Below are 26680 nucleotides of genomic sequence, written 5' to 3' on the forward strand. Positions count from 1 at the left end.
ATCGCTGGCTATAGTCCTTCTCGTGATTCAACTTCTCCCCTCCCCATTTGCCAAAATGGGTTTGCCCACGGCGCCAACGCGTCGTGGGTTTTTCTTTGTCGGTTGGGTTTAGTGTTAGCCGAAATCGGCCGAAATCAGCTGCGTTCGGCCAGCGCCGTCAGGCTTTCACCCGTCACGCGGCAGATGCGCCACTCGGGCATCACGTCAGCACCCATCGCCTTGTAGAAATTGATTGCAGGCTCGTTCCAGTCCAGCACCGACCACTCGAAACGCCCACAGCCGCGCTCGACTGCCAGCTGCGCCAGCCGTTGCAGCATGCGCGTGCCGATGTTCTTGCCGCGATGCGCCTGCTTCACATACAGGTCTTCGAGGTACAGGCCCTTCTTGGTGAGGAAAGTCGAGAAGTTATGGAAGAACAGCGCGAAGGTGACGACCTCGCCGATCTCTTCGCCAACGATGGCTTCGCACGACGGGTGGGCGCCGAACAGGCCTTCGTGCAGCAGGGCTTCGGTGGCCACCACCATGTGTTCGAGTTTTTCAAAGACGGCCAGTTCCACGATCATGGCGTGGATGTGGGTGACGTCGTCCGGACGGGCAGGGCGGATGGAAAATGGCGCAGTGGTCATGGTGATTCGATGGGATTGTTCAGGTTAGCGGATTGCACGATTTTCGGCGCGGGTGCGCGCACGGCCCAGGCCACGCTCGCCAGGCACACGATCATGCCGAGAAACTCGAGCGCGCCGGGGCGGTAATCTTCAAGCAGCACCGACAGCAGCACCGACAGCACGGGCGTGGCGACGGTGACGTACACGGCCTTGTTGGCGCCGATGCGGGCAATCAGCGTGAAGTAGGCAAAGAAGGCGACGACGGAGCCGAAGATCGAGAGGTAGAACAGGCCGGCCCAGTAGGTGCCACTGTCGGGCAGCGTGAAGGTGTCGCCGTTCGCGAGCGACCACAGCGTCACCATCGACGCGCCCCACAGCATCGACCACGCCATCGTCAGCGGCAGGTTCGCGCACTGCTGCTTGACCTTGGTGACGACAACGCTGCCGCCCGCACTGGCCATGGTCGCGGCCAGCGCCAGGACGACGCCGGCAATGAAGTGGCCGTTGCCGCCGGCCTGGATCGCCTGCCAGGCATCGCCAATGGCGTGCCAGAACAGCAGCGCGACGCCCACCGTGGCGACCGCGCCGCAGGTCCAGGTACGGCGGTTGATCGCGGTGCCGAAAAACAGGCGGCTCCAGATGGGCGTCCAGAACACCATCAGCGCAAACATCACGGCCACCAGGCCGGAGACGACGTGCTGCTCCGCGTGGTAGGTGCAGATATACGAGATGCCGAAGGTCAGGCCGCCCTGCAGCGCCATCCAGCGGTGCGTGCGCCATGGCAGGCTCAGGCGTTCGCGGCGTGCGATGCATACGGCGAACAGGGCCGCGGCGGCGAGGAAGAAGCGGTAGGCCACCGACACCGCCGGCGCGGTGTGTCCCAGTTGCAGGGTGATGGCCCAGAAGGTCGAGCCCCAGATCAGGGACGCGATGGTAAACAGGATGGGGGAAGACATCGCGGGAGTATAGATGGCCCGCCAGGTTCCTGTCGGCATCACCTCATCGACCGGCATCCCCGATGTAGTAGAAATGCAACATCACCATGCGAGCCGGATACGCCGGTACAGAATACTCAGCACGAACAGCGGCCCGATCAGCAAGAAGCGCAGATCGTCGAAGAACGATGGCTTCTTGCCCTCGATATGGTGACCGACGAACTGGCCGATCCAGGCCGCCACGAACACGCCGATCGCCGTCGGCAACACGGTCCCGTCCGGCAACATGGCCAGCAGTACCAGCATGGCGCCGGCCATCACAGCCATCCCCAGTGCAAACGCGCGTGACAGCTTGCTGTAATACACGAGCGCTACCGCCACGACCAGCAGCGGGACGACGGGATGGATGGCCCACAGGATGCCCAGCAGGCTGAACACGATCGCCGGTATGCACACGATGTGGATCAGCTCATTGACCGGATTGCGGTGGCTTTCGCCATAGCGCGCCAGCAAGACATCGATGGCACGGGGCGTGGATGCGGTGTGCATGGCGGCGTCTCCCTGTATTGTTGTAAGGACGATTCTACCGCTGCTGTTCCCCGTTCGGCAGCCTATCGTGGCGGCAACGCCGGCGTGGGCGCCATGGTGTCGGCCGGTTGCACGCGCAGATGGGCATGGTTCGCGAACAGCTCGGCGATCCATTCGACGAATACCCGCACCTTGGCCGACAAATGGCGGTTGTGCGGATACACCACGTGGACGGGAATCGGATCGCAGCGCCAATCCGGCAGCAGCCGCACCATCTTGCCGGTCGCGAGCTGCTCGGACAAAAGATAGTCGGTCATATTGATCACGCCCAGGCCTGCCAGGCCCGCCTTGATATAGGCATTCGAGTCGTTGAGCGCGATAGCGCCGGGCAGCATGACCTCGATGCGCTCGCCGTCACGGGTGAAATCCCAGCCGCTGACCTTGCCCGACTTGGACGAAAAATAATTCACGCAGCGATGGCGCTCCAGATCGTTCGGATGCAGCGGCATGCCGAAGCGCTCGATATAGGAGGGCGCCGCGCACGTGACGAAATTGATCACGCCAACACGGCGCGCAATCAGGTTGCTGTCGATCAGGTCGCCACCGCGCACGGCGCAGTCGACGCCTTCCTCGACCAGGTCGACCGGGCGATCGGTGCTGCCCATCTCCAGCGTGATATCGGGATAACGCTCGAAGAAATCGGGCAGGGCCGGAATCAGGATTTCGCAGGTCAGGCCCGTGGGCGCATCCACCCGCAGCCGGCCACTGGGACTGAAGCGGTGGCGCGTGAGCGATTCTTCGGTGTCGCGCACGTCCGACAGGATCCGCACGCAGCGCTCGTAATAGGCGGCGCCGTCGGATGTCACGGACACATGGCGGGTCGTGCGATGCAGCAGGCGTGAGGCAAGCGATGTTTCGAGCGCCTGGATCAACGTCGATACGGTTGCCTTGGGCATCTGGAGCGTATCGGCGGCGCGCGTGAAACTGCCGGCATCGACGACTTGTACAAACACTTCCATGGCTTGCAGCTTGTTCATCTGGATGGTGACTCAAAAAAATCGCGCCATTGTTCAGGAATCTGAACAATCAATTCGGTATTGTCATCTTTATCCGATTCGGGATCAAGACTATTATGTGTGCATCGCAACAAAGTATTTACTTGAGAAGACGGAGCAGGACATGAGTATTCGAGATGGCATTTTTACCACGGTTGCAGTCACGCTTAGCGGCGTCGCGCTGGCGGGATTGCTTTGCACGGATGCTTACTCCCGCGCCGCCGGCGCCGAAGCACGCGGTGTGCGGGCGCTGTCGATGCAGATGCAGATGAGCTGCGTGGGCGATTGCGCTGCCGTTGACGAGCGTATCGTCGAACTCGAGCTCCGGCAGGTGCCCCGATGAACGCCGTGGGCGACATGCCGGAGCGCGCGCTGAAAGTACGTGACCTCGAGGTCGCGGGCGCCACCGGTGGGCTGCCTGCCCGCCTGTACGCTGCCGGCCCGGCCGCCAAGCGCGACATGCTGGTCGTGTTCTACCACGGCGGCGGCTTCGACAGCGGCGACCTCGATGAGGCGGACGACTTCCTGCGCTCGCTGGCCGAATGCGATCACCTGCCGCTGGTGCTGGCGCCGAGCTATACGCTGGCCACGGTCAGCCCGTTCCCGGCGGCCGTTGAGGATGCCCATGCAGTGCTGCAATGGGCCAAGAAGAACAAGGCCAAGCTTGGCTGGAACGGCAAGCTCCTGGTGACGGCCGGGATCGAAGCCGGCGCCAACCTGGCGGCCGTGTGCGCGCTGATGTCGCGTGATCGTGGTGGTCCGGCACTCGCTGGCCAGATCCTGGTCATGCCGATGCTCGATCCGGCCCTGAGCACCGGCTCGATGCGCCAGCTCACGCAATGCTCCGACCGCGAAAAGGCCGCCACGATCTGCGCCGAAGCCTATCGCGGCTATCTGCCCCACGCCGCCGACCGCTCGCATCCGTACGCGGCGCCGCTGCATTCGAGCCGGCTGAAGAACCTGGCGCCGGCGCTGATCCTGTCGGCCGAAGACGACCCGCTGCGCGACGAAGCCGAGCTATATGGCGCAAAACTGATCAATGCGGGCATCTGCACCACGGTGCGGCGCATGGCGCCCGCCGATCTGCAAGACCCGAACGGCCGCAATGAGTGCGCCTGCAAATGGCAGGCGATGGGCGAGATTGCCAACTTTCTGGCACGGCTGGAGGGGCGGCAGGGGGCGTGACCCGGTCGGGTTGTTCCGATTACGTCATCGCAACAATGACGTAGGGTGGACGGGTTTCCCGTCCACGCGTCCAACGGACGATGGCGTGCCACAAAACCAAGTGAATTTGAACGCGTGGACGGCGTAGCCGTCCACCCTACGACGGTTCAATCAGAATTGTAATTAATAGTTGGTAGTAATAAGAGAGTGCAAATGAATCAAAGCGCCCAAGTGCAGTACCTGCTCTGCAGATAACGCACAACCACCCGCCGGACTAAGCCACCGGCCCTACATCAGATAACAGAAATTTTTTCCACGCCCCGGCGCGGAAGGGGATTCGTTTTGCCTGCGTTTCGTCTGGCCGACATGCCAGCGACGCGGGACGGGGTTCTATTGTCTTTTTTTTCATCGTCGTATTTCATCGTTCTTAATAAGAGGGTTAATCATGAATAACCAATCAGGGATGGGCAAACTGCGCGTCATCATCGCCGCGCTGGCAATCGCAGGTCTCGCGGGCGCCGGTATCACCGGTTGCGCGGACGCCACCAGCGACGACGCACCGGCAGCGGCAACGCCAAGTGCGCCGCCAGTCACGAGCGCGGTCGTCATCCAGCGCCCCGTGACCGAAACGCAGGAATTCTCCGGTCGCCTGGAAGCGATCGAAGTCGTTGCAATCCGCCCCCGCGTGTCGGGCTATATCACCGCCGTGAACTTCAAGCCGGGCGCCGAAGTGAAAAAGGGCGAGGTCCTGTTCGTGATCGATCCACGGCCGTACCAGGCCGAAGCGGACCGCACAAAGGCCGTCGCCGCTGCCGCGCAGGCACGCGCCGGACTGGCCCGCCTTGAACTGCAGCGCGCCGAACTTCTGCTGGCCGACAAGGCCATCGCCCAGCGCGAGTTCGACGAACGTTCGGCCGGCCAGAAAGAACTCGATGCGAGCGTGCGCGCCGCCCAGGCCGAGCACGAAACGGCGCGCCTGAACCTGGCCTACACCCGCGTCACGTCGCCGATCGACGGCCGCGTCTCGAAAGCCGAAATCACCCTGGGCAACCTGGTGGACGCCACCGCGGTCCTGACCTCGGTCGTCTCGCTGGAACGCATCTACGCCAGCTTCGATGGCGATGAATCCACCTACCTGCGCGTGTCGCGCCGCACCAACGCCGGCCAGCCGGTGGACGTGAAGGTGGGCCTGGCCGGCGAAGAAGGCTTCCCGCACAGCGGCAAGCTCGAATTCGTCGACAACCAGCTCGACAGCCGCAGCGGCAGCGTGCGCATGCGCGCCACGCTGGCCAACACCGACCGCGCGCTGGCGCCGGGCCTCTTTGCCCGCGTGCAGATCGCCGGTGGCGCGCCGACCCCGCAGATCCTGATCGTCGACCGCGCCATCAACACCGACCAGGACCGCAAGTTCGTCTACGTCGTCGACAAGGACGGCAAGGCCGAATACCGCAGCGTCAAACTCGGGCCCCTGGACGATGGCTTGCGCATCGTCCGTGAAGGCCTGAAACCAGGCGAGAAGATCGTCGTGAATGGGCTGCAGCGCGTGCGCCCGGGCGCCCCGATCGCCGCGCAGGTCGTGCCGATGGTGGCCAACGCAGCACCGGCACCGGCAGCGGCCACCCCAGCGGCTGCAACGGGAGCATAAGTCACCATGAACTTTCCTAAATTCTTTGTCGACAAACCGATCTTCGCGGTTGTGCTGTCGGTGATCATCTTCGTCGCCGGCCTGATCTCGATCTTCATGCTGCCGATTTCCGAGTACCCGGAAGTCACGCCGCCCTCCGTGGTGGTGCGCGCGCAATATCCGGGCGCGAACCCGAAGGTCATCGCCGAAACGGTGGCCACGCCGCTGGAAGAGCAGATCAACGGCGTCGAAGACATGTTGTACATGTCGTCGCAGAACACGTCCGACGGCGCGCTGGCGCTGACCGTCACGTTTAAAATCGGCACCGATGTCGAGCAGGCCGAGACCGCGGTGCAGAACCGGGTCCAGCGCGCGCTGCCACGGCTGCCCGAAGAAGTGCGCCAGATCGGCGTGACGACCGTGAAGTCGTCGCCCAACCTGACGATGGTAGTCCACCTGAATTCGCCGGACGGCCGCTACGACGACCTGTACCTGCGCAACTACGCGGTGCTGAACGTGAAGGACCAGCTGGCCCGGATCAAGGGCATGGGCGAAGTCCAGTTGTTCGGCTCGGGCGACTACGCGATGCGTATCTGGCTCGATCCGCAGAAGGTCGCCGCGCGCGGCTTGACCGCGGGCGACGTCATCGACGCGATCCGCGAACAGAACGTGCAGGTCGCAGCCGGCGTGATCGGCCAGGGTCCTGCCAAGGACGCTGATTTCCAGCTCACCGTGAACACGCAAGGGCGCCTGCAAAGCACCGACGAATTCGGTGACATCGTCCTGAAGACCAATGCCGAAGGCGGCACCACGTTGCTCAAGGATGTCGCGCGCATGGAGCTCGGTTCGAGCTCGTACGCACTGCGCTCGCTGCTGAACAACAAGTCGGCCGTCGCGATCCCGATCTTCGCCGCCCCTGGTGCGAACGACCTGCAGCTCTCGGCTGACGTGCGCACGACGATGGAAGCGCTGTCGCAGGAGTTCCCGGAAGGCGTGAAGTATTCGATCGTGTATGACCCGACCCAGTTCGTGCGCGAGTCGATCAACTCGGTCATCGTGACGCTGTTCGAAGCGGTGGTGCTGGTCGCGCTGGTGGTCATCATCTTCCTGCAGACCTGGCGCGCTTCGATCATTCCGCTGCTGGCCGTGCCGGTGTCGGTGGTCGGTACGTTTGCCGTGATGCTGGCCTTCGGCTTTTCGATCAATACGCTGTCGCTGTTCGGCCTCGTGCTGGCCATCGGTATCGTGGTCGACGATGCGATCGTGGTGGTGGAAAACGTCGAGCGCAATATCGCCGATGGCCTGAATCCGCGCGATGCGACCATCCAGGCCATGAAGGAAGTCAGCGGACCGATCATCGCCATTGCGCTGGTGCTGTGCGCCGTGTTCGTGCCGATCGCCTTCGTGTCGGGCCTGACCGGCCAGTTCTATCGCCAGTTCGCACTGACGATCGCGATTTCGACCGTGATCTCGGCGTTTGCCTCGCTGACGCTCGCGCCGGCCCTGTCGGCAGCCTTGCTGAAACCGCACAACGCGCCGAAAGACCGCCTGACGCGCATGATCGACGCTGTGCTGGGCCGCTTCTTCGGCGCCTTCAACCGCTTCTTCGGCCGCTCGTCGGTGCGTTATGAGCATGGTGTGAAAGGCGTCCTGCGCCGCAAGAGCGCCGCGATCGGCGTCTACCTGGCGCTGGCCGTGGCCGGGGTGTTCATGTTCAAGGCAGTGCCGCCGGGCTTCGTGCCACCGCAGGACAAGGCGTACCTGATCGGCTTCGCGCAACTGCCGGACGCCGCTTCGCTCGACCGCACCGACGCCGTGATCCGCCAGATGTCGAAGATCGCCCAGGAGATTCCCGGTGTCGAATCGTCGATCGCCTTCCCGGGCCTGTCGATCAATGGCTTTACCAATGCGCCGAACGCCGGCATCGTGTTCGTGGGCCTGAAATCGTTCGATCAGCGCAAGGACAAGGCGAAAAGCGCCGAAGCCATCGCCGCCGAGATCAACAAGCGCATGGGCGCGGTCGAGGATGCGTTCGTCATGGTGCTGTCGCCACCGCCGGTCAATGGCCTCGGTACGACGGGCGGCTTCAAGATGATGATCGAAGACCGCGGCAACGTCGGCTACGAAGAGCTGAACAAGGCAGTGCAGGCGCTGACGGCCAAAGCCGCGCAGACGCCGGAACTGGCCGGTGTGTTCTCGGGCTTCCAGATCAACGTGCCGCAGCTGTACGCCGACATCGATCGCGTGAAGGCCAAGCAGCTGGGCGTGCCGCTGGCGAGCATCAACCAGACCTTGCAGGTGAACCTTGGCTCGCTGTACGTGAACGACTTCAACCAGTTCGGCCGCACGTATCAGGTGCGGGTGCAGGCCGACGCGCCGTTCCGTTCGCAGCGCGAGCAGATCGAGCAGTTCAAGGTGCGCAGCAATACGGGCGAAATGATTCCGCTGTCGTCGATGATGCGCGTGAAGGATACGTATGGTCCGGATCGCGTGACGCGCTACAACGGCTATGTCTCGGCCGAGATGAATGGCGGCGCCGCGCCCGGTGTGTCGTCCGGCCAGGCGCAGGCGGCGATGGAACGCATTGCGAAAGAAGTGCTGCCCAAGGGCGTGTCGTACGAGTGGACCGAGCTGACCTACCAGGACGTCCTGTCGGGTAACACGATGATCTATGTGTTCCCGCTGTGCGTGCTGCTGGTGTTCCTGGTGCTGGCGGCCCAGTACGAAAGCTGGACGCTGCCACTGTCGGTGATCCTGATCGTGCCGATGTCGATCCTGTGCGCGCTCATTGGCGTCAAGCTCACCGGTGGCGACAACAATGTGTTCACGCAGATTGCGCTGTTCGTGCTGGTCGGACTGGCGTCGAAGAACGCGATCCTGATCGTCGAATTTGCCCGCGAGCTGGAAGACCATGGCCGCAGCGTCGTCGAGGCAGCACTGGAGGCGAGCCGCCTGCGTCTGCGGCCGATCCTGATGACGTCGATCGCGTTCATCGCCGGCGTGGTGCCGCTGGTATTCTCGAGCGGCGCGGGTTCCGAGATGCGCCACGCCATCGGCGTCGCCGTGTTCTGGGGCATGCTGGGCGTGACCTTCTTCGGCCTGTTCCTCACGCCGCTGTTCTACGTGTTGCTGCGCTCGCTGGCCAAGCGTTTTGAAAAACCCGCGCACACCGCGCCTGCGGTGGCGCACAGCGCAGAAGGAGTGCACTGATGAATACGATGATTGCAAAGGGCGTCGCGCCCCTGCTGGCGGCGCTGCTGCTGACGGCCTGCGCCACGCCCGACTTCGTGCAGCCGCACGTGGCCACGCCGGAGGCCTTCCGCGAGTCGCAGACGCCAGCGCCGGCGGCGGAAGTGGCGGGCATCGACGGCGCGCGCTGGAAGCCGGCGCAGCCGGCCGAGCAGCAGCCGCGCGGCCAATGGTGGCTGGCCTTCAACGATCCGGCGCTGACCGCGCTGATCGAGGAAGCAGCCGCCAACAATGCCAACCTGTCGGTCGCGGCCAGCCGCGTCAAGCAGGCGCGCGCGATTGCCGGTATCGCCGAAGCGGATCGCAGCCCGCAGGTGGGCGTGGGCATCGGCGCCCAGCGTGCGCGCCTGTCGCCACGCGAATCGAACCTGCCGCAAGGTGTGGGGACCGACGCTTACACCAGCTACAGCGCGCGCCTGTCGGCCAGCTACGAAGTCGACCTGTTTGGCCGCGTGGCGGCCGGCGTGTCGGCGGCGCGGGGCGATGCGGCGACCTCCGAAGCCAACTTCCGCTCGGTGCTGCTGGCCTTGCAGGCCGACGTCGCGCAGACCTATTTCAGGCTGCGCGCGCTCGATGCCGAACTGGTGACGCTGGCCGACACGGTGCGGCTGCGTGAAGAAAGCATCAAGGTCACGCAACGCCGTTTTGATCTGGGCGACATCGGTGAATTCGACCTGTCGCGCGCCCGCACCGAGCTGTCCACGGCGCGCGCCGAAGCCATCGGCGTGCAGCGCCAGCGCGCCACGACCGAGCACGCGCTGGCGGTCTTGCTGGGCAAGCCGGCGGCCGACTACGTGGCTGGCCCAAGCCCGCTGCTCGATGCAAGCCTGATGCCGGCGATTCCTGCCGGCCTGCCATCGAGCCTGCTCGAACGCCGGCCCGACATCGTCGCCGCCCAGCGCGCGATGGAAGCGTCGAACGCCCGCATCGGCGTGGCGCGCGCGGCAATGTTCCCGGCCTTGACCATCAATGCCGATGGTGGCGGCGTGGGCGGCGTGTTCTCGGAAGTGTTCAAGTGGAGCAGCCGTTCGTGGGTGCTCGGGGCCCTGGCCTCGATGCCGATCATCGACGGTGGCCGCAACCGCAACAACATCGTGCGCAGCGAAGCGGTGCTCGAAGAATCGGTGGGCACCTACCGCCAGAGCGTGCTGGTGGCGTTTGCCGAGGTCGAGGACAACCTGGCCGGCCTGCGCATCCTCGCAGGGCAGGCCGGTGAGATCGACGCGGCCGTGGTCTCGGCGCGTCGCTCGGCCGACCTGGCGCAGAAGCTGTACGACGCCGGCCGCTCGAGCTATCTGGAACTGCTCGACGCCCAGCGCAACCTGGCGGTCGTGGAACGCACGGCGGTGCAGTTGCGCGGTGAGCGCGCATTGACGACGGTGGCGCTGATTCGCGCGCTGGGCGGCGGTTGGGATGCGACGCAGCCGGTGAATGCGGCGGTGGCGCAACGCTGATCCAACGAGGGATTTGTTTGCCTGCTGCGTAATATCGATCAGCCGGTAGGGTGGGCGGCTGCGCCGCCCACGCGTTCAAACCAACCTCGCTCAGCGATGGGCGAAGGCGCGTTGAACGCGTGGGCGGGAAACCCGCCCACCCTACCGAAAATTGTTTGCCCTTTGCGGCGGTGCGTGCAAACGCACCGCCGCTTTTTTTGCTCGTGTAGCAAAACTACAAAAATATTCAGATTCAATTGACGCGGTTAAACGACAAGAACAGAATCTGTGGGCCGAAAATGTCCGCTCAGAGACCACGGCAACCAGTTACGTAGTTTATCTACGTGACCGACAGTATGTCCGTCGATGTCCTGGAGGACTGAAACACATCAATTACACCGGAGGAGACAAAATGAAGAAAAGCATCATCGCCATGCTTGCCACCAGCGTTGTGGCATTGAGTAACCCGGCCCTGGCCGCCACCCCGCCTGCCCAGGCGGGTAACAGTTCAGCCGTGCTGCTGCAGGGCTTCCACTGGAATTCGTCGAGCGCCAGGAGCCCGAACTGGTACAACACCCTGCAGGGCAATGTGGGCGAGCTGAAAACCATGGGCTTTTCCCACGTCTGGTTCCCGCCGCCATCCGATTCGGCAGCCTCGCAGGGCTATCTGCCGCGCCAGCTGAACAACCTGAATTCCGCCTACGGCAGCTCGGCTGAGCTGACCAACGTCGTGCGCGCGTTCACGAACAGCGGTATCAAGGCGGTGGCCGACGTCGTCGTCAACCACCGCGTCGGCACCACCGGCTGGTCGGACTTCACCAATCCCAACTGGACCACGTATTCGATCGTCAACAATGACGAGTGCAACTGCGGCCTGGGCAGCGCCGATACGGCGCTCGGCTTCAACGGCGGGCGCGACCTGGACCACCGCAACGTCGGCGAAGTCCAGAACGGCATCACCACGTGGCTGAACTACACGCTGAAACCCGTGGGCTTTACCGGCATGCGGGTGGACTATGTGCGCGGCTTCAGCCCCAGCTACGTCGGGCAGTATGCGAATGCCTTCAACGCCGAGTTCTGCGTCGGCGAGCTGTGGAACGACCTGAACCTGAACAACGTCGACGCGCACCGCCAGGAAATCATGAACTGGATTAACGGCACCAGCAACAGCTGCGGCGCGTTCGACTTCACGACAAAGGGCCTGCTCAACGATGCGCTGGCAAACGGCAATTACTGGCGCCTGAAGGATGCCGCCGGCAAGCCGCAGGGCGCGATCGGCTGGTGGCCGGCGATGGCAGTGACCTTCGTCGACAACCACGACACCGGTCCGTCCGAAAGCTGCGGCAACGGCCAGAACCACTGGGCGGTGCCGTGCGGTTCGGTGATGCAGGGCTACGCCTATGTGCTGAGCCACCCGGGCATTCCGACCGTGTACTACCCGCACATCTACAACTGGGGCCTGAAGACGCCGATCGCTGCGCTGATGGCAGCGCGCCGGGCGGCCGGGGTAACGTCGACGTCGCCGGTGGCGATCCAGCAGGCGGCGCAGGGACTGTATGCGGCAGTCGTCACGGGCAACACGCGCCAGCTCGCGATGAAGATCGGGCCGAACGCCTGGAGCCCGGCCGGCACGGGCTGGGTGCTGCAGACGTCGGGCAGCAATTACGCGGTGTGGATGAAGTAAGGATCCGCTGTGTGTGACGTACCGGCTGCCGGCGACGGCGGCCGGTCGTCGACGTGATGCGGCTGGGCGCCGCTACAATGGCGCCATGTCCATCGCATCTGCTTGTGTTCCTGTTCCACCGCTCACCGGCCTCGCGCCCGTCATCGACGCCACTACCCGCATTCTCGTGCTGGGCAGTTTTCCCGGCGCCGCGTCGCTGGCGGCCGGGCAGTATTATGCGCACCCGCGCAATCTGTTGTGGCCGATCCTGTCGCATCTGACAGGCGAAGACCTGGCTGGCTTGCCCTACGATGAGCGCCTGCCGCGACTTTTAGCGCACGGCATCGGCTTGTGGGATGTGCTGGGTGCGTGCGAACGCACGGGCAGTCTCGATTCGGCCATCCGTGCACCGGCCGCAAACGACTTCGCGCGGCTGCGTGAGCGTTGTCCGCAGCTTGCAACCGTCGGCTTCAATGGCAAGACGGCGGGCAAATTTGCACCACAATTTGCCGACGCCGGGTATCGGACGGTGCTGCTGCCATCGACTTCGCCCGCGTACGCGGCGATGCCGTTTGCGCAAAAGCTGCTGGCCTGGCAGTGCTTGCTGGCGGACTGACAGCGCTGACTCGTTCCAGGTCACAGAGCATGCGACTTGTTTAGCTTATTTCCGCCACGGTGTCTTGCCAGGTCTGGCTGCCGCTCCATCTGTCAGGCGGCTGCGCAGGTAGGCGCGCACGTCGTCAGCCGCGTAACCTTGGCCTTCCGCCAACATCTCTGCTCTGGCGTCACGAGCTTGCGCAATGAAGGCGGCACGCTTCTCAACCCCATGGACGGCTTGTCGAATCGCGGCGACCATGAATGCATGCGGGCTGATGCCAAGCACGTGGGCAGCATCGATTGTGCGCTGCTTGAGTTCATCGGTAAGTTTCAGTGAGATCGTTGACATGGGATTGTGTATCGTTTGTGCGCGCTGTCTTACCGAATATGCGTCCCGGTCCCCGCCGCCATTTTCCGCAGATATGCCAGCTTCGCCGCATACACCTCGCGCATGTCCTGCCGCGTGCTGTGATCCACCGCCAGCGCGATCTGTTCCCGCGCATCGCGCACATGCCCCAGCTGCAAATGGGCGACGCCCAGCCAGAACCGGAACTCGTCGTTGTACGGCGCGCGCCGCACTTCGCGCGCGAAGTGGGTTACCGCATCGTCATAGCGGCCGGCCTTGAGCGCGGCCGTGCCCAGATCAAAATAGTGATATGGCGGCGTCGGATCGACCGCCGCGATGCGCTTGGCCAGCGCCGCCGCTTCCAGCGGCCGGCCAAGCGCCACCAGCACCGGCTGCAGGTTGTGCAGCACCGCCAGGTTTTCGGGCTCGCGCACCAGCGCCGCCTGGAATGCGCGCTCGGCCAGCGCCGGTTCGCCATGCCGCTGGTAGATCACGCCCAGCGTGTTGAGCGTGCTCGCCACGCCGGGGCGCGCCAGTACTGCCGCGCGTGCCCACCAGTAGGCGTCGTCACGCCGGCCCTGCACCAGTGCCTCGGCGGCGCGGTTGTTCAGGAACAGGGCGACGATGTCGTCTTCTTCCAGCTCGCGCGTGCGCAGGCGCGCGGCCTCGTCGCGCGGGATGAAATCGACGACCAGCACGCGCTGCGGGTGGTAGCCGCGCGGCGCGTCGGCCGGGCGTTCGCCCAGGCTGACGTTGATGTGGGAGCTGGACAGGTACAGGCCCGCAGTGCGGCTCCAGGTGTTGTCGACATCCACGCTCTGGAACCGGACCGGCATGCCCAGTTCTTTGGCGAAGGCCGCCGTCATGATCACCAGCGACAGGCAGTTGCCCGTGCGCGCGGCGTAGGTCTGGCTGGCGGTGCGGGTGGTGGTGGATTCGTATTCGAGCTTGAGGTCGGACTTGCTGTAGAGCGCATCGACCAGGCCGTGCTGCAGGCCCTTGGTGCGCAGGCGTGATGTGAATGCGCTGCTGTTCAGGTAAGTGCGCATCGCAGGACTGAGCGCGAACAGGTCGTGCGCGCCGATGGGCTCGGAGGGTGGCGCAAAGCGCGCGTCGGCAAACAGGGCCGCTGGCGGGGCAGGGGGAGGAGCGAGGCTGGCGCAGCCGGCCAGCAATACGGACAACGACAGCCAAACGAGCGACAGCCAATTGAACAAGACTCCGCGCATGGCGCCTCCTGCAAACGAGCGTACTGACATGGCAGTATCCGCTCCCTTGCAGGCGAAGTCAAAACTCAGTCTTCGTGAAACGCTTCCAGCAGTTCGTCCATGATCTCGGCGGTTTCTTCGTCCGACAAGCCCAGGTACGCGCAGGCCGCGACGCCGCCCTTGTTCCATTCGTTCGACTCGGTCTGGCCCTGGTAGCGGGAGATCGCGTTCTCGGCCAGCAGCGACAGGGCGACCAGCGAGCGCACGGGCCCCGCAGTGGCAGCGTCGTCGATCACGGCGAAGTCGTGATGGTGCAGGATGGCCCAGGCCACGTGGTCGGACAGGCCCCAGTTGCGGGCCAGCAGGCAGCCCATCGCGGCGTGGCTGGTCGCATGGCGTTCGTTCTCGAGGTCGGTGAACGGGCGATGGGCTTCCATCGATGCCGCGCCGTAGGTGGCTTCATAATCCTTAAAACGGTCCATCAGGAGCGGCACGCCGGTGTCGCAGAACAGGCCGAACGTGTGCGCCACGTCGGCCTCGCCCATGCGCAGGCGGCGCGTCAGGAACACCATCGCGTGCGCGCGGCGGGTCGAGATGTCCCAGAAGCTGGCCAGTGCGGCGCTGTTGACGGGAATCGCCTGGCGCGCCAGCAGCCCGGTCATCAGGGCCGCGACCTGGTTAATCCCCAGGAACAGGATGGCTTGCTCGATCGACTTGGCCTTGCGCCGGCCGCCGTAGACGGCCGAATTGGCCAGCTTGAGCAGGGCGCCGGACATGCCGACGTCGCTGGCCACGATCTTGCCGATGGCGTCGGGGGAGGGATCGTCGGCCCCCAGCTCGCGCTGCAGATCGGCGAGCAGGCTCGGCCGCGGCGGAATGCGGATCGACTTGATCAGGGCATCGACCTGGTCGGTTTGGGGGGCGGACTCGACGACGGTATTCATGAAATGGCGGGGCGCGAGAGGGTATCTCGGACGTTGCGGGGGAACGTGTCACTATACTCCAGCCGATAAAATATTGCAGCAAGGCAATGTGCAAATCAACTGGTTAATGTGGCAATTCCACCATAGCGCCAGGGCACGGGCGTGCGCGCTAGAATCCCGGCATGGCTATTTCGACAATTGCAGGAATTGATTTTTCAGACGACGCCGCCACCGTGGCGCGCCAGCTGATCGGGGTGACGGTGCTGCTCGACGGGGTGGGCGGGCGCATCGTCGAGACCGAAGCATATGACCGCGAAGATGCGGCCTCGCACGCGTTTGCCGGCGAGACGGAGCGCAATGCCTCGATGTTCGGGCCGCCCGCACATGCCTACGTCTACCGCTCGTACGGCATCCACTGGTGCCTGAACTTCGTGTGCCGCGAAGCAGGGCACGGGGCCGGGGTATTGATCCGCGCGCTGGAACCGGTGGCAGGGCTGGACGTCATGCGCGCGCGCCGCGATGCGCTGGAAGAGCGCGCGCTGTGTTCGGGGCCGGGCAAGTTGTGCCAGGCGCTGGGCGTGACGCGTGCGCACGACGGGATGGCGCTGGCGGGAGCGTCGTTTACCTTGCTGCCGGCGGAGGCGGGACTGGTCGTCGTGGAGGGCATCCGCATCGGCATCTCGAAGGCGGTCGACGTGCCGTGGCGCTTCGGCCTGGCCGGCTCGCGCTTTCTGAGCCGGCCAATCCGCGGCGAAGCCCGCAACTAAGCCGATCCGCGCCGGCGCGCTGTCGCCGGCGGCAGGGCCGGCACCGGCTTTGCGCGCATCGTGCTGGCGCGGCTGCGGCGATCGGCCACGCCCTGGAAGCCCACCGCCAGCGCGTCGTCATGCGCTTCTTCCACCTCTTCGGCGTCGTCGTCACCCGGTGCGATGCGGAAGATCGCCACGGCCTTGGCCAGATTGACGGTCTGCTCGTGCAGGCTCTCGGCCGCCGCTGCAGCCTGTTCGACCAGCGCCGCATTCTGCTGCGTCATGCTGTCCATCTGCCCGACCGCGCGATTGACGTCGGCGATGCCGTCGGCCTGCTCGGTGCTGGCGATGCTGATGCGCCCGATGATGTCGTTCACCTGGCGCACCGACGAGACGATGTCGCCCATGCTGGCGCCGGCTTCGCTCACCGACGCGTTGCCCCGTTCGATGATGCTGACCGAGTCCGCGATCAGGCCCTTGATCTCCTTGGCTGCTGCCGCCGAGCGCTGCGCCAGCGTGCGCACTTCGGACGCCACCACGGCAAAGCCGCGCCCCTGTTCGCCGGCGCGCGCCGCTTCCACCGCTGCGTTCAGGGCCAGGATATTGGTCTGGAACGAGATGCCGTCGATGACGCCGATGATCTCGACGATCTTGCGCGAGCTGGCCTGGATCGATTCCATCGTCGTCACCGCCCCTTGCACCGCCTGGCCGCCGCGCGCGGCCAGCTGCGCGGCTTCGGCCGCGAGCTCGGACGCCTGGCGCGCATTGGTGGCGTTGTCCTTGACCGCCGTGGTCAAGGTCTCCATCGTGCTGGCCGTCTGCTCGAGCGAGCTGGCCTGCATTTCGGTGCGGCTCGACAGGTCCATATTGCCGGTGGCGATTTCCTGCGACGCCGTATCGATCGAGCGTACCGCCGTCATCACACTGCGCAGCGCGGCATTCAGGCGCGCGATCGTGTGATCCAGCGCGCGGCCTGTGTCGGCGATTTCGTCGCGGCCCTGCGCGTCCACCGGCGGCGCGTCGAGCCGGCCTTCCGCCAGTTCGCCGACCGTGTGCGCGATCGAATGGATCCCGGCCAGCATCGCGCGCCGCACCAGCATCGTCACCGCCAGCGACAGCGTGACCGACAGCAGCACCAGGCCGGCCATGGTCCAGCCCAGCGTGCGAAACTCGGCCCTGGCGGCGGCGTAGGCCTCCTGGTTCATGGTCTTTTCGATCTGCGCAAGTTGCGTCAGCGCGGTGTCGAGCGCGCCGAACTGCTGCTCGGCCTTCTGCATCGCATTGGTGGCGATCGACTGGTCCACGGCCGCCATCTCGATCGTCTCGCCGATCGCCTTGCGATAGCGCGCCAGCGCCGCCTGCGATGCCGTGACCGGCGCGCGTTCTTCGCGCTCGGCGGCGTGCGCGAACTTGCCCAGTTTGTCGCCAATGGCGGCATGCCGGCGGCCGATGTCGGCCGTCAGCGCGCTCAGGCGGTTCTGGGCGAAGCTGCCGTTGGTCCAGGCCAGCAACTGGTAGGCGTTGGCATGGGCGAAGCGCGCCTCGCCGGCGACATCGGCCACCGCCTGCAGGCGCGCCGCGCGCACCTGCACCATGTGTTCCAGCGAGGCGTTCTGGCGCACCATGCCGTAATAGGCGGCGCCCGACAGCATGGTCAGCAGCACGAGCACGAGGCCCGGGGCCAGCAGCAGTTTCTGGCCGATCCGCAGTTTGTTCAGCATGGGTCACTCCACAAAAAAAGCTGCCATCGCGGGCAGGGCGACGGCAGCGACAGCAGGGGATGCGCGAGACCGGCGCAGGCTTATTTCTTGTAGATGCCCGCTTCGAGCACCACGCCGTCGACCAGCAGGATGTAGGTCGTCTTGGGTTCGATCTTGCCGGTGGCGGGATTCTTGTACTGGTAGTCGACCCAGCCCTTGCCCTTGGCGGCGGCCAGCTCGATGATCTCGCGCCGGTACTTCTTGCCGTTTGCATCGGGCACGTCGGTCAGGTCCTTGCCGACGATCGACGGGTTGTACGGGTGGGCCAGCACGATGCCGGTCTTGACGTCGCGCAGGTCGATGTACAACTGTCCCTGGACGAAATCCGGGTCCTTGGCATTGATGCGCTTCATCATTTCATCCTTGCCCTTGGCCTTGATCAGGGCGGCGCCGCGCTCGGCCATGGCGATGGCGTCCTTTTCGGTCGGTTCATTGGCCAGGGCGGCGGTTGATGCCAGCCCCAGGCATAGGGCGGCGGCGGTGGCGATCAGTTTCATGGCAGTCCTTTCGCGTTGAATGCATCAGAAATATTGCTTAAGTGCATTCACTACTCTAGCGGCGCGTGCTCGGGCCGGATTGCGCACGCACAAGCGCGTGGAAATCGCACGGGCGCCGTTGCGCCGATGCCGCACTTTTTCCTACAGCAGCCTGTGATTGTCCTATTCACGCCGTCAGACACCATCTCATTGATTGATGGCAATTGCTGTCCATTCGGCCTCCCTAAGATGGGTTCTTTCCGGCAATCCGCCGCCTTCCCATCGTCTTCTTCTGGAGATTTTCGTGAACACGACTGCAACGACGCCCACCAAGTTCAAGCCCTTCACGCGCCAGTCGATCATGACCGCGCGCCAATGGGAATGGCTCACGCCCGACCTTCAGGAAGCCGTACAGGTGGTCTCGCACGTGCTGCCGTTTCGCACCAATGCGTATGTGATGGATACGCTGATCGACTGGTCGCGCGTGCCGGACGATCCGATCTACCGGCTGACGTTCCCGCACCGCGACATGCTCCCGCGCGCCGAATACGAGCAGCTGCGCGATCTGGTGCTGGTCAAAAAAGATGACGCCGCGATCGCGCGCCTGGTGCACGCGATCCGCATGCGCATGAATCCGCACCCGGCCGGCCAGATGACGCACAACGTGCCGCGCGTGAACGATGCGCCGCTCAAGGGCTTGCAGCACAAGTACAAGGAAACGGTGTTGTTCTTCCCGAGCGCCGGCCAGACCTGCCACGCCTATTGCACCTTTTGCTTTCGCTGGCCGCAGTTCGTCGGCATGGACGACCTGAAGTTCGATGCGCGCGAGTGCGGCGAACTGGTGGACTACCTGAAGGTGCACACGGAGGTCACCGACGTCCTGATCACCGGGGGCGACCCGATGATCATGAATACGCGCTCGCTGGCCGAATTCCTCGAGCCGCTCTTGATCCCCGAACTGGCCCACATCCAGAACATCCGCATCGGCACCAAGTCGGTTGCCTACTGGCCGCAGCGCTTCGTGTCGGACAAGGACAGCGACGATCTGATGCGCCTGTTCGAGAAGGTGGTCGCCAGCGGCAAGAACCTGGCCATCATGGGCCACTACAACCACGCGGTTGAACTGCGCGCACCGATCGCGCAGCAGGCGGTCAAGCGTATCGTCGGCACCGGCGCCACGCTGCGCATGCAGGGCCCGCTGATCCGCCACATCAACGAAGACCCGAAAAGCTGGGCCGAACTGTGGACCACGGGCGTGCGCCTGGGCGCGATTCCCTACTATATGTTCGTCGAGCGTGACACCGGCCCGCGCGACTACTTCGCACTGCCGCTGGCGCGCGCCCACGAGATTTTCCAGGAAGCCTATTCGATGGTTTCGGGCCTGTCGCGCACCGTGCGTGGACCGTCGATGAGCGCGTTCCCCGGTAAGGTCGTGATCGACGGCGTGGTCACGATCAATGGTGAAAAGCTGTTCGCGCTGCAGTTTCTGCAGGCCCGCAATCCCGAATGGGTGCGGCGGCCGTTCTTTGCCAGATACGACGCCACGGCGACCTGGCTCGATCACCTGAAGCCGGCGTTCGGGCGCGACCGCTTCTTCTTCGAGACGGAAAGCGGCGGCCCGCTGCGGGGCGCCGGCGGACGCGTGATCCCGCTGGTGCCGGCCGGCCAGCGCGGCCACGCCCAGCCCGACGCGGCATAAGCGGTCGACGCTTGGTCCGATCCTGCGCCATGCAACCCGCTGCCACGCTGGTGTCTCCCGCTACCCCGCGCCTGTCCGGCCTGGCGGTGTTCGTGTACGTGTTCGTGCCGTTCGCGCTGGGGCATTACCTGTCCTCGCTGCTGCGCAACGTGAACGCGGTGCTGGCGTCGCAACTGGCGAGCGCGCTCGCGCTCACGCCGGGCCAACTGGGGCTGCTCACCAGCGCGTTCTTCTTTGCGTTCGCGCTGGCCCAGCTGCCGGTGGGGATGGCGCTGGACCGCTACGGGCCGCGCCGCGTGCAGGTGGCGATGCTGCTGGTGGCGTCCTGCGGCGCGGTGCTGTTTGCGCGTGGCGGCGGCTTCTGGAGCCTGCTCGCGGCGCGCGCCGTGATGGGGTGCGGCCTGGGTGGCTGCTTCATGGCGGCGGTCAAGGCCGTGTCGATCTGGATCGCACCCAGCCGGCTGCCGTCGGTGCACGGCTACCTGATCGCCGTCGGCGGCATGGGCGCGGCCAGCGCCACGATGCCGGTGCGCGCAATGCTTGAGTACACCGACTGGCGTGGCCTGTTCGTGCTGCTGGCCGGCCTGGTCGCCTGCACCGGCCTGCTGATCGCGCTGCTGTACCCGAAGACGGATGATGCGGCGCCTGCCCGGAGCCCGTTATCACCGCTCTTGCCGGCGCTGCGCGAGGTCTGGCGCGCGCCCGGCTTTCGCGCCGTGGTGGCGCTGGTACTGGTGCCGCACGCGGTGTTCTTCGGCGTACAGGGCCTGTGGATCGGACGCTGGCTGGCCGACGTGGCGCTGTACCCGGAAGACGCTGTCGCCTACCTGCTGTACCTGGGCATGGCGGCCGTGGTGTTCGGCGCCATCGCAGTGGGGATGATCACCGAGTGGGCCGGGCGGCGCGGCATGCCGCCGCTCGATGTGGCGGCCGCCGGCATCACGATGTTCGTGCTGATCCAGGCCGCGTTCGTGATCGGCTACCGGCCCAGCTTCCCATGGCTGTCGGTGATGTTCACGCTGGCAGGCACGGTCACCGGCATCGATTACGCGATCGTGGCCCAGTCGATGCCACGGGCCCTGACCGGGCGCGCCGCCACCTTCCTGAACCTCTTGATCTTCATCGGCGCCTTCCTGGTGCAGGCCGGCTTTGGCGTGGTGATCGGGCTGTGGCAGCCCGACCTGCTGGGCCACGCGCCTGCCGCCGCTTACCGCTGCGCGTTCGCGCTGCTGGTGCTGATCCAGGTGCCAGGGTTGTGGCTGTACGCGCGGCGCCGCAGGGGTACTCCGTTGCCGGCGACCTGAGATTGCTGCCCCGTAACGTACGTGGTGTAATGTTTTGTCAATATAAGATTTCCCCATTCTGTATTTTGGGGGAACACCATGCGACACCATCTGCCGCGCCTGTGCGCCGGCGCCACCATCCTGTTGCTGGCCGCCTGCGGCGACAAATCGACGCTGCCGCAAGGCGCCGACATCGGGCCGCAGCCCGAGCTCAAGGCGCCCAGCAAAACCCTGATCCCCACCGTCAACATCGCAAAGGCCACCGGCTGGCCCGCCGGCGTGATGCCCACGGCGGCGGCCGGCCTGGAAGTGAACGCCTTCGCCACGGCGCTCGACCATCCGCGCTGGGTGTACGTGCTGCCCAACGGCGACGTGCTGGTGGCCGAATCGAATGCCCCGGCCAAGCCGGAGGCCGGCGGGATCCGCAACTGGATACAGAGCAAGGTGATGGCGCGCGCCGGCGCTGGCGTGCCGAGCGCGAACCGCATCACGCTGCTGCGCGACGCCGACGGCGACGGTGTGGCCGAACTCAAAACGGTCTTCCTGAAGAACCTGCATTCGCCGTTCGGGATGGCGCTGGTGGGCGACATGCTGTACGTGGCCAATGCGGATGCCATCGTGCGCTTCAACTACAAGGAAGGCGCCACCGAAATCACGCAAGCCGCGCAGCCGGTCGCGCCGCTGCCGGCCGGGCTGAACCACCACTGGACCAAGAACATCATCGCCAGCCAGGACGGCAAGAAGCTGTATGCCACGGTCGGCTCGAACAGCAACGTCGCCGAGAACGGCATGGACGTTGAAAAGAACCGCGCCGCGATCCTTGAGGTGGACCTGGCCAGTGGCGCCACGCGCGTATTCGCGTCAGGCCTGCGCAATCCAAACGGCATGGCGTGGAATCCGCAGACGGGCGCGTTGTGGACGGTCGTGAACGAGCGCGACGAAATCGGCAGCGACCTGGTGCCCGATTACTTGACGTCGGTGAAAGAGGGCGGCTTCTATGGCTGGCCATACAGCTACTACGGCAAGAACATCGATGCGCGCGTCAAGCCGCAGCGGCCTGATTTAGTGGACAAGGCGATCGTGCCCGACTACGCGCTGGGGGCGCACGTGGCCGCGCTGGGCCTGACGTTCTATGAAGGCGCGCTGCTGCCGGCCCAGTACCGCAACGGCGCGATCATCGGCAACCACGGCTCATGGAACCGCAAGCCGCGCTCGGGCTACAACGTCGTGTTCATTCCGTTCCGGGATGGCATGCCGAACGGGAAGCCGGTCGACATCCTCAGTGACTTCGTCAACAAGGATGGCGAAGCGCAGGGCCGGCCGGTGGGCGTTGCCGTGGACAAGAAGGGCGCGGTGCTGGTGGCCGACGACGTCGGCAACGTGATCTGGCGGGTGGTGCCGGACGCCGGATAACACCCGTCAATTATCCGGCGACGATCCGTACTTGCGCCGGATGATCTCGCTGTCAACCATCACCGCGTGGAAGGCAGAGCCTTCCACCCTACCGATGTCAGCAACGTAGGGTGGACGGCTCTGCCGTCCACGCGTCGATTGTTGGCGTTTCCGTTCTCGCGTCAGATTCTCAGGCACACCCCGTCACCAGAAGCACCGGAATCCCGGTCCACGCCAGCGCCACCACGGCCAGCACCGCGCTGGCCGCACCCACATAATCCACGAACTCGTCGGACCCCTGGCGCAGGCGTTTGCCGGCCAGGGCGCCGATCCACACGCACGCCGCCATCGACAGCAGCGTGGCGCCCCCCAGCAGCCATGGATTGGGGCCCCCGGCGCGCAGCGCGCCCGGCGTGCACTGGCTCGCGGCGACGATGTAGGCGAACGCGAAGTGCGCGCCCCAGATCAGCAGGGGCAGCGAAGCACGCGTGGCGCGCGAAAAGAAATGGTCGCTCATCGCATCACTCCATCACCAGCAGCAGGCCACGGATCACCAGGAATCCGGCGAGGCCCTGCAGCGTCACGTAATGCCAGATCAGCGCGATATTGTCGCGCGTGGCACGGTTCTCGGGGACGATCATGCCGCGCCAGGCGCGCACGCACAGGTACGGCGCGGCCAGCAGCAGCACGAACAGCATGAGGCCCTGGAAGCCGAGCAGGATCGAGATCGACGCGCTCCACGTGTCGCGCGTGCCGTCCAGGTCCACGAGGCGCCAGCTGTAGACGTCGACGCCGAAGGCGCCGGCGGTGCAGGCCAGTGCCACGATCAGCACCCACGGCGTGAGCTTGTTCGACACCCGGTCGCTCAGCCACACCAGCGCGGAGCCGCCCAGCAGCATGGCGGCCGACAGCAGCGTCCACGACCACGCTGGCAGCGATGCGCCAGGCGGTGGGCAGATCTGCAGCCGCATCGACGTGTGGATGTAGACGTAGGCGAACGAGCAGTAAATCAGGAACAGCACGATCAGCATGATGAACGTGCCCCACCACGAGTGCGACGCCGTGCCGCGCGCGCCGATCGGCAGCGTGACGCCGCCGCCGATGTCGGCCTCGCGCATCGGCACCTTCTGGTCCGACTGCCACAGCCAGGCGATGATCGAGCCGATCGCGATCAGGCCGCAGATGATCGCCAGTACGTTGGCCTTGACGGTCAGCAGCAGGAAGAAGCCGGCGGTGCCGAAGGCGCCCAGCACGGTCAGCCAGCTGTCGCCCGGCAGAATCATCAGGTAGGTCGGCCTGGCGCTGACCGGGCTGGTGGAGATGGTTTCGCGGCGGCCGGTGACGGTGTTGGGCAGGTAGTGGCGGCCTTCGGCGACTTCCTTCGACAGCGTCGGCTGGTCCCACAGCGGGTCGTCCGATGTGACGATCGGGATGCTGCGGTTGCCGTAGTCTTCCGACGGCAGCCACTCGAGCGTCGCCGCATTCCACGGATTGCCCACGTCCTTCGTCGGGCGGCGCAGCGTGCGCGTGGCGTCGACGATCATCAAGAGGATGCCGAGGGCGAACAGGAACGAACCCAGGGTCGAGATCATGTTCAGGGCATCCCAGCCCATCTCGCTTGAATACGTGTAGACGCGGCGCGGCATGCCGAACAGGCCCGTGATGTGCATCGGGAAGAAGCTGATGTTGAAGCCTCCGAACAGCAGCCAGAACGTCCATTTCGACAGGCGCTCGGACATCGTGTTGCCGTTGATGAGCGGCATCCAGTAGTAGATCGCGGCAAACACCGGGAACACCATGCCGCCGATGAGCACATAGTGCAGGTGGGCCACGATGAAGTAGGTGTCGTGTACCTGCCAGTCGAATGGGACAACGGCGACCATCACGCCGGTCAGGCCGCCGAGCACGAAGATGAACATGAAGCCGAGCATGAACAGAGTCGGCGCGTTCATCCTGATACGGCCGCTCCAGAGCGTGGCGATCCAGCCGAATACCTGGATGCCGGTGGGGATCGCCACGGCCATGCTGGCCGCCGAGATCAGGCTCATTTCAATGACGCCCAGGCCCGCCGTGAACATGTGGTGCGCCCACAGGCCGAAGCTGAAGATGCCCACGCCGACCAGCGCGACGACAATGGTGCGGCGGCCCACCAGGCGGTTGCCGGCGATGGTCGGGATCATCGTCGAGATCATGCCGGCGGCCGGCAGGAAGATGATGTAGACCTCGGGGTGGCCGAAGAACCAGAACAGGTGCTGCCAGATGATCGGGTCGCCGCCGCGTTCGGGGTCGAAGATCGGCAGGTTCAGCGCGCGCTCGAGTTCGAGCAGGGCAGTGCCGGCAATCACGGCCGGGAAGGCGATCACGATCATGACGCCCACGACCAGCATGGCCCACGCGTACACGGGCATGCGGCGCAGCGTCATGCCCGGCGCGCGGGTAAACAGGATGCCGACGATCAGTTCGATGGCGCCGGCAATGGCGGAAATTTCGATAAAGCCGATCCCGAGCAGCCAGAAGTCGGCGTTCAGGCCGGGTGAATACTTCATGCCCGTCAGCGGCGGGTACATGAACCAGCCGCCGTCCGGCGCCAGGCCCCAGAACAGCGTGCAGAAGAAGGCCAGGCCACCGAAGGCGTAGCACCAGAACGCATACGCGGACAGGCGCGGGAACGGCAGATCGCGCGCGCCCAGCATATTGGGCAGCAGGTAGACCGCGATCGCCTCGACGATCGGAATCGCGAACAGGAACATCATCACGGTGCCGTGCATCGTGAAGATCTGGTTGTAGGTGCCGGCCGAGACCAGATCGTTGTCCGGCACCGACAGCTGCACCCGCATGATCAGGGCCAGGATGCCGGCCAGGATGAAGAACAGGATCGCGGTGCCGATGTACAGCAGGCCGATATTGGTGTTGTTGACCGACTTGAAGAAGCCCAGGCCGGATGGCGTCTTCCACACGGCCTCCAGTTTTTCCAGCTCCTCTGGCGGGCGTGGGGCGGAGTTGGGTAAGGTTGCGTCGCGCGTCATTTCAGGTGCTCAAGGTAGGTGGCCAGTGCGCGCAGGGTCTCGCCGTCCAGGTCCGGGGAGGGCGGCATGAAGACGCCCGTTTTGATGGCTTGCGGGTCGGCGATCCAGCCGGCCAGCGTACCGCGGTGGTTGCGCAGCGTGCCGGCGGCGATGTGGCGGCGGCTGCCGATGTGCGTGAGGTCGGGGCCGAGGCGCGGGGCATCGGCAATCCGGGCATCCAGCTGCGGCGCGACATCGGTCACGCCGCGGATCGTGTGGCAGGTCTGGCACTGCTGCGCGAGGAAGGCCTCGCGGCCGCGCTGCAGCACCGTGGTGTCGGCCGGCACGGCCGGCTGGGCCTGGCGCGCGAGCCAGGCGTCGAATTCAGGGCGCGGCAGGGCGATCACGTGGAACGCCATGCGTGCGTGCTGCTCGCCGCAGTATTCGGCGCACTGGCCGCGGTAGGTGCCCGGCTTGTCGGCGCGCAGGTTCAGGCCCGTCACGCGGCCCGGGATCATGTCGCGCTTGCCCGCCAGCGACGGCACCCACAGGCTGTGGATCACGTCCGATGCGGTCAAGCCCAGGTACACCGATTCGCCGACCGGAATGACGATCTCGTTGGCGCTGATGATTTCGCGGTTGCTGGCCGGGTCGCGATAGCGCACTTCCCACCACCACATCTTGCCGGTAACCGAGATGGTCAATGCCTTGTGCGAGGTTTGCGGCACCAGTTGGCCGGTGCGCCACGTGCTCCAGGTGAGCAGCGCGGTGAGCACGATGACGGGGAACGCAATGCCGGCGCCGAGGATCCAGACGCCGGGAGTGATCGGGCGCGCCTGACGCCGCATGGCCAGCGCGAGCAGGCCCATGACGATGGCAAAGATCACCGTGCCGCCGACGAACAGGACCCATGTGAACTGATAGATGATGGCCGCGTCGGCGCCGGCCGGATGCATGACGGACTGGATGTCGCTCAAGGGAGTCAT

At 65.2% G+C, this 26680-nt stretch carries 23 protein-coding genes; 11 read left to right on the forward strand and 12 right to left on the reverse strand.

All coding sequences use genetic code 11. The features are described 5' to 3' along the window. Window positions 1-134 precede the first annotated feature (134 nt). The 4 genes from AC56LV_RS15840 to AC56LV_RS15855 all read right to left on the reverse strand — a co-directional run bounded on the left by AC56LV_RS15840 (window position 135) and on the right by AC56LV_RS15855 (window position 3105). A complete protein-coding gene (locus AC56LV_RS15840; RefSeq protein ID WP_499558977.1) occupies window positions 135-626 on the reverse strand; it encodes a GNAT family N-acetyltransferase in 492 nt (163 codons plus the stop codon). Further along, window positions 623-1561: a DMT family transporter gene (locus tag AC56LV_RS15845; protein ID WP_499558979.1), complete on the reverse strand. Its 939-nt coding sequence runs from the start codon at window positions 1559-1561 to the stop codon at window positions 623-625. Before AC56LV_RS15845 ends, AC56LV_RS15840 begins: the two co-directional genes overlap by 4 nt. Window positions 1562-1642: 81 nt before the next feature. Further along, the gene (locus tag AC56LV_RS15850) at window positions 1643-2089 is read right to left on the reverse strand and encodes an Mpo1 family 2-hydroxy fatty acid dioxygenase (RefSeq protein WP_499558981.1); all 447 of its coding nucleotides are present in this window, start codon (window positions 2087-2089) and stop codon (window positions 1643-1645) included. A gap of 62 nt (window positions 2090-2151) precedes the next feature. Beyond that, the gene (locus AC56LV_RS15855) at window positions 2152-3105 is read right to left on the reverse strand and encodes a LysR family transcriptional regulator (protein ID WP_499558983.1); all 954 of its coding nucleotides are present in this window, start codon (window positions 3103-3105) and stop codon (window positions 2152-2154) included. On the opposite strand from AC56LV_RS15855, the gene AC56LV_RS15860 reads away from it, so the two are divergent. The 7 genes from AC56LV_RS15860 (at window position 3098) to AC56LV_RS15890 (ending at window position 12872) form a co-directional block, all read left to right on the forward strand. Further along, a complete protein-coding gene (locus AC56LV_RS15860) occupies window positions 3098-3466 on the forward strand; it encodes a hypothetical protein (RefSeq protein WP_499558985.1) in 369 nt (122 codons plus the stop codon). The two genes, AC56LV_RS15855 and AC56LV_RS15860, sit on opposite strands and share 8 nt — an antisense overlap. Continuing rightward, window positions 3463-4308, forward strand: coding sequence for an alpha/beta hydrolase (locus AC56LV_RS15865; RefSeq protein WP_499558987.1), 846 nt, complete (start codon window positions 3463-3465; stop codon window positions 4306-4308). Before AC56LV_RS15860 ends, AC56LV_RS15865 begins: the two co-directional genes overlap by 4 nt. Window positions 4309-4732: 424 nt before the next feature. Further along, on the forward strand, window positions 4733-5932 hold the full coding sequence (locus AC56LV_RS15870) for an efflux RND transporter periplasmic adaptor subunit (RefSeq protein WP_499558989.1): 1200 nt from the start codon (window positions 4733-4735) through the stop codon (window positions 5930-5932). Window positions 5933-5938: 6 nt separating this feature from the next. Beyond that, window positions 5939-9121, forward strand: coding sequence for an efflux RND transporter permease subunit (locus tag AC56LV_RS15875; protein ID WP_499558991.1), 3183 nt, complete (start codon window positions 5939-5941; stop codon window positions 9119-9121). After that, complete coding sequence (locus tag AC56LV_RS15880; RefSeq protein WP_499558993.1) at window positions 9121-10614, forward strand: efflux transporter outer membrane subunit; 1494 nt, start codon at window positions 9121-9123, stop codon at window positions 10612-10614. The genes AC56LV_RS15875 and AC56LV_RS15880 overlap by 1 nt, the downstream gene beginning before the upstream one ends. A gap of 391 nt (window positions 10615-11005) precedes the next feature. Then, entirely contained in the window at window positions 11006-12277 is a 1272-nt protein-coding gene (locus AC56LV_RS15885) for a glucan 1,4-alpha-maltotetraohydrolase domain-containing protein (protein ID WP_499558996.1), read from the forward strand. Between the two features lie 85 nt (window positions 12278-12362). Then, window positions 12363-12872 (forward strand): DNA-deoxyinosine glycosylase, encoded by a 510-nt coding sequence (locus AC56LV_RS15890; RefSeq protein ID WP_499558998.1) that lies wholly within the window; start codon window positions 12363-12365, stop codon window positions 12870-12872. Between the two features lie 45 nt (window positions 12873-12917). On the opposite strand, the gene AC56LV_RS15895 is transcribed toward AC56LV_RS15890, so the two are convergent. From AC56LV_RS15895 to AC56LV_RS15905, 3 genes are all read right to left on the reverse strand, one after another. Next, window positions 12918-13202: a hypothetical protein gene (locus AC56LV_RS15895; protein ID WP_499559000.1), complete on the reverse strand. Its 285-nt coding sequence runs from the start codon at window positions 13200-13202 to the stop codon at window positions 12918-12920. Window positions 13203-13231: 29 nt separating this feature from the next. Next, window positions 13232-14428, reverse strand: a complete 1197-nt coding sequence (locus AC56LV_RS15900; RefSeq protein WP_499559002.1) for a tetratricopeptide repeat protein — start codon at window positions 14426-14428, stop codon at window positions 13232-13234. A gap of 65 nt (window positions 14429-14493) precedes the next feature. Further along, entirely contained in the window at window positions 14494-15351 is an 858-nt protein-coding gene (locus AC56LV_RS15905; protein ID WP_499559004.1) for an HDOD domain-containing protein, read from the reverse strand. Between the two features lie 161 nt (window positions 15352-15512). Between AC56LV_RS15905 and AC56LV_RS15910 the strand changes: the two genes are divergently transcribed. Beyond that, window positions 15513-16097 (forward strand): DNA-3-methyladenine glycosylase, encoded by a 585-nt coding sequence (locus AC56LV_RS15910; RefSeq protein ID WP_499559006.1) that lies wholly within the window; start codon window positions 15513-15515, stop codon window positions 16095-16097. Here AC56LV_RS15910 and AC56LV_RS15915 read toward each other — a convergent pair. Beyond that, complete coding sequence (locus AC56LV_RS15915; RefSeq protein ID WP_499559008.1) at window positions 16094-17800, reverse strand: methyl-accepting chemotaxis protein; 1707 nt, start codon at window positions 17798-17800, stop codon at window positions 16094-16096. The two genes, AC56LV_RS15910 and AC56LV_RS15915, sit on opposite strands and share 4 nt — an antisense overlap. A gap of 80 nt (window positions 17801-17880) precedes the next feature. Next, on the reverse strand, window positions 17881-18336 hold the full coding sequence (locus tag AC56LV_RS15920) for a cache domain-containing protein (RefSeq protein ID WP_499559010.1): 456 nt from the start codon (window positions 18334-18336) through the stop codon (window positions 17881-17883). Window positions 18337-18676: 340 nt separating this feature from the next. Here AC56LV_RS15920 and AC56LV_RS15925 point away from each other — a divergent pair, with 340 nt between their 5' ends. The 3 genes from AC56LV_RS15925 (at window position 18677) to AC56LV_RS15935 (ending at window position 22710) form a co-directional block, all read left to right on the forward strand. Continuing rightward, entirely contained in the window at window positions 18677-20014 is a 1338-nt protein-coding gene (locus AC56LV_RS15925; RefSeq protein ID WP_499559684.1) for a KamA family radical SAM protein, read from the forward strand. A gap of 29 nt (window positions 20015-20043) precedes the next feature. Further along, the gene (locus AC56LV_RS15930; protein WP_499559011.1) at window positions 20044-21318 is read left to right on the forward strand and encodes an MFS transporter; all 1275 of its coding nucleotides are present in this window, start codon (window positions 20044-20046) and stop codon (window positions 21316-21318) included. Between the two features lie 78 nt (window positions 21319-21396). Beyond that, window positions 21397-22710, forward strand: a complete 1314-nt coding sequence (locus AC56LV_RS15935) for a PQQ-dependent sugar dehydrogenase (RefSeq protein ID WP_499559013.1) — start codon at window positions 21397-21399, stop codon at window positions 22708-22710. A gap of 169 nt (window positions 22711-22879) precedes the next feature. Here AC56LV_RS15935 and AC56LV_RS15940 read toward each other — a convergent pair whose 3' ends face one another. Genes AC56LV_RS15940 through coxB form a run of 3 tightly spaced genes read right to left on the reverse strand, consistent with a single transcriptional unit; the run spans window position 22880 to window position 26680 of the window. Next, entirely contained in the window at window positions 22880-23206 is a 327-nt protein-coding gene (locus tag AC56LV_RS15940) for a hypothetical protein (protein WP_499559015.1), read from the reverse strand. A gap of 4 nt (window positions 23207-23210) precedes the next feature. Then, complete coding sequence (ctaD, locus tag AC56LV_RS15945; RefSeq protein ID WP_499559016.1) at window positions 23211-25715, reverse strand: cytochrome c oxidase subunit I; 2505 nt, start codon at window positions 25713-25715, stop codon at window positions 23211-23213. Continuing rightward, the gene (coxB, locus tag AC56LV_RS15950; RefSeq protein WP_499559018.1) at window positions 25712-26680 is read right to left on the reverse strand and encodes a cytochrome c oxidase subunit II; all 969 of its coding nucleotides are present in this window, start codon (window positions 26678-26680) and stop codon (window positions 25712-25714) included. The genes ctaD and coxB overlap by 4 nt, the downstream gene beginning before the upstream one ends.

The organism is Telluria sp. RB2R28 (genome assembly GCF_059685835.1).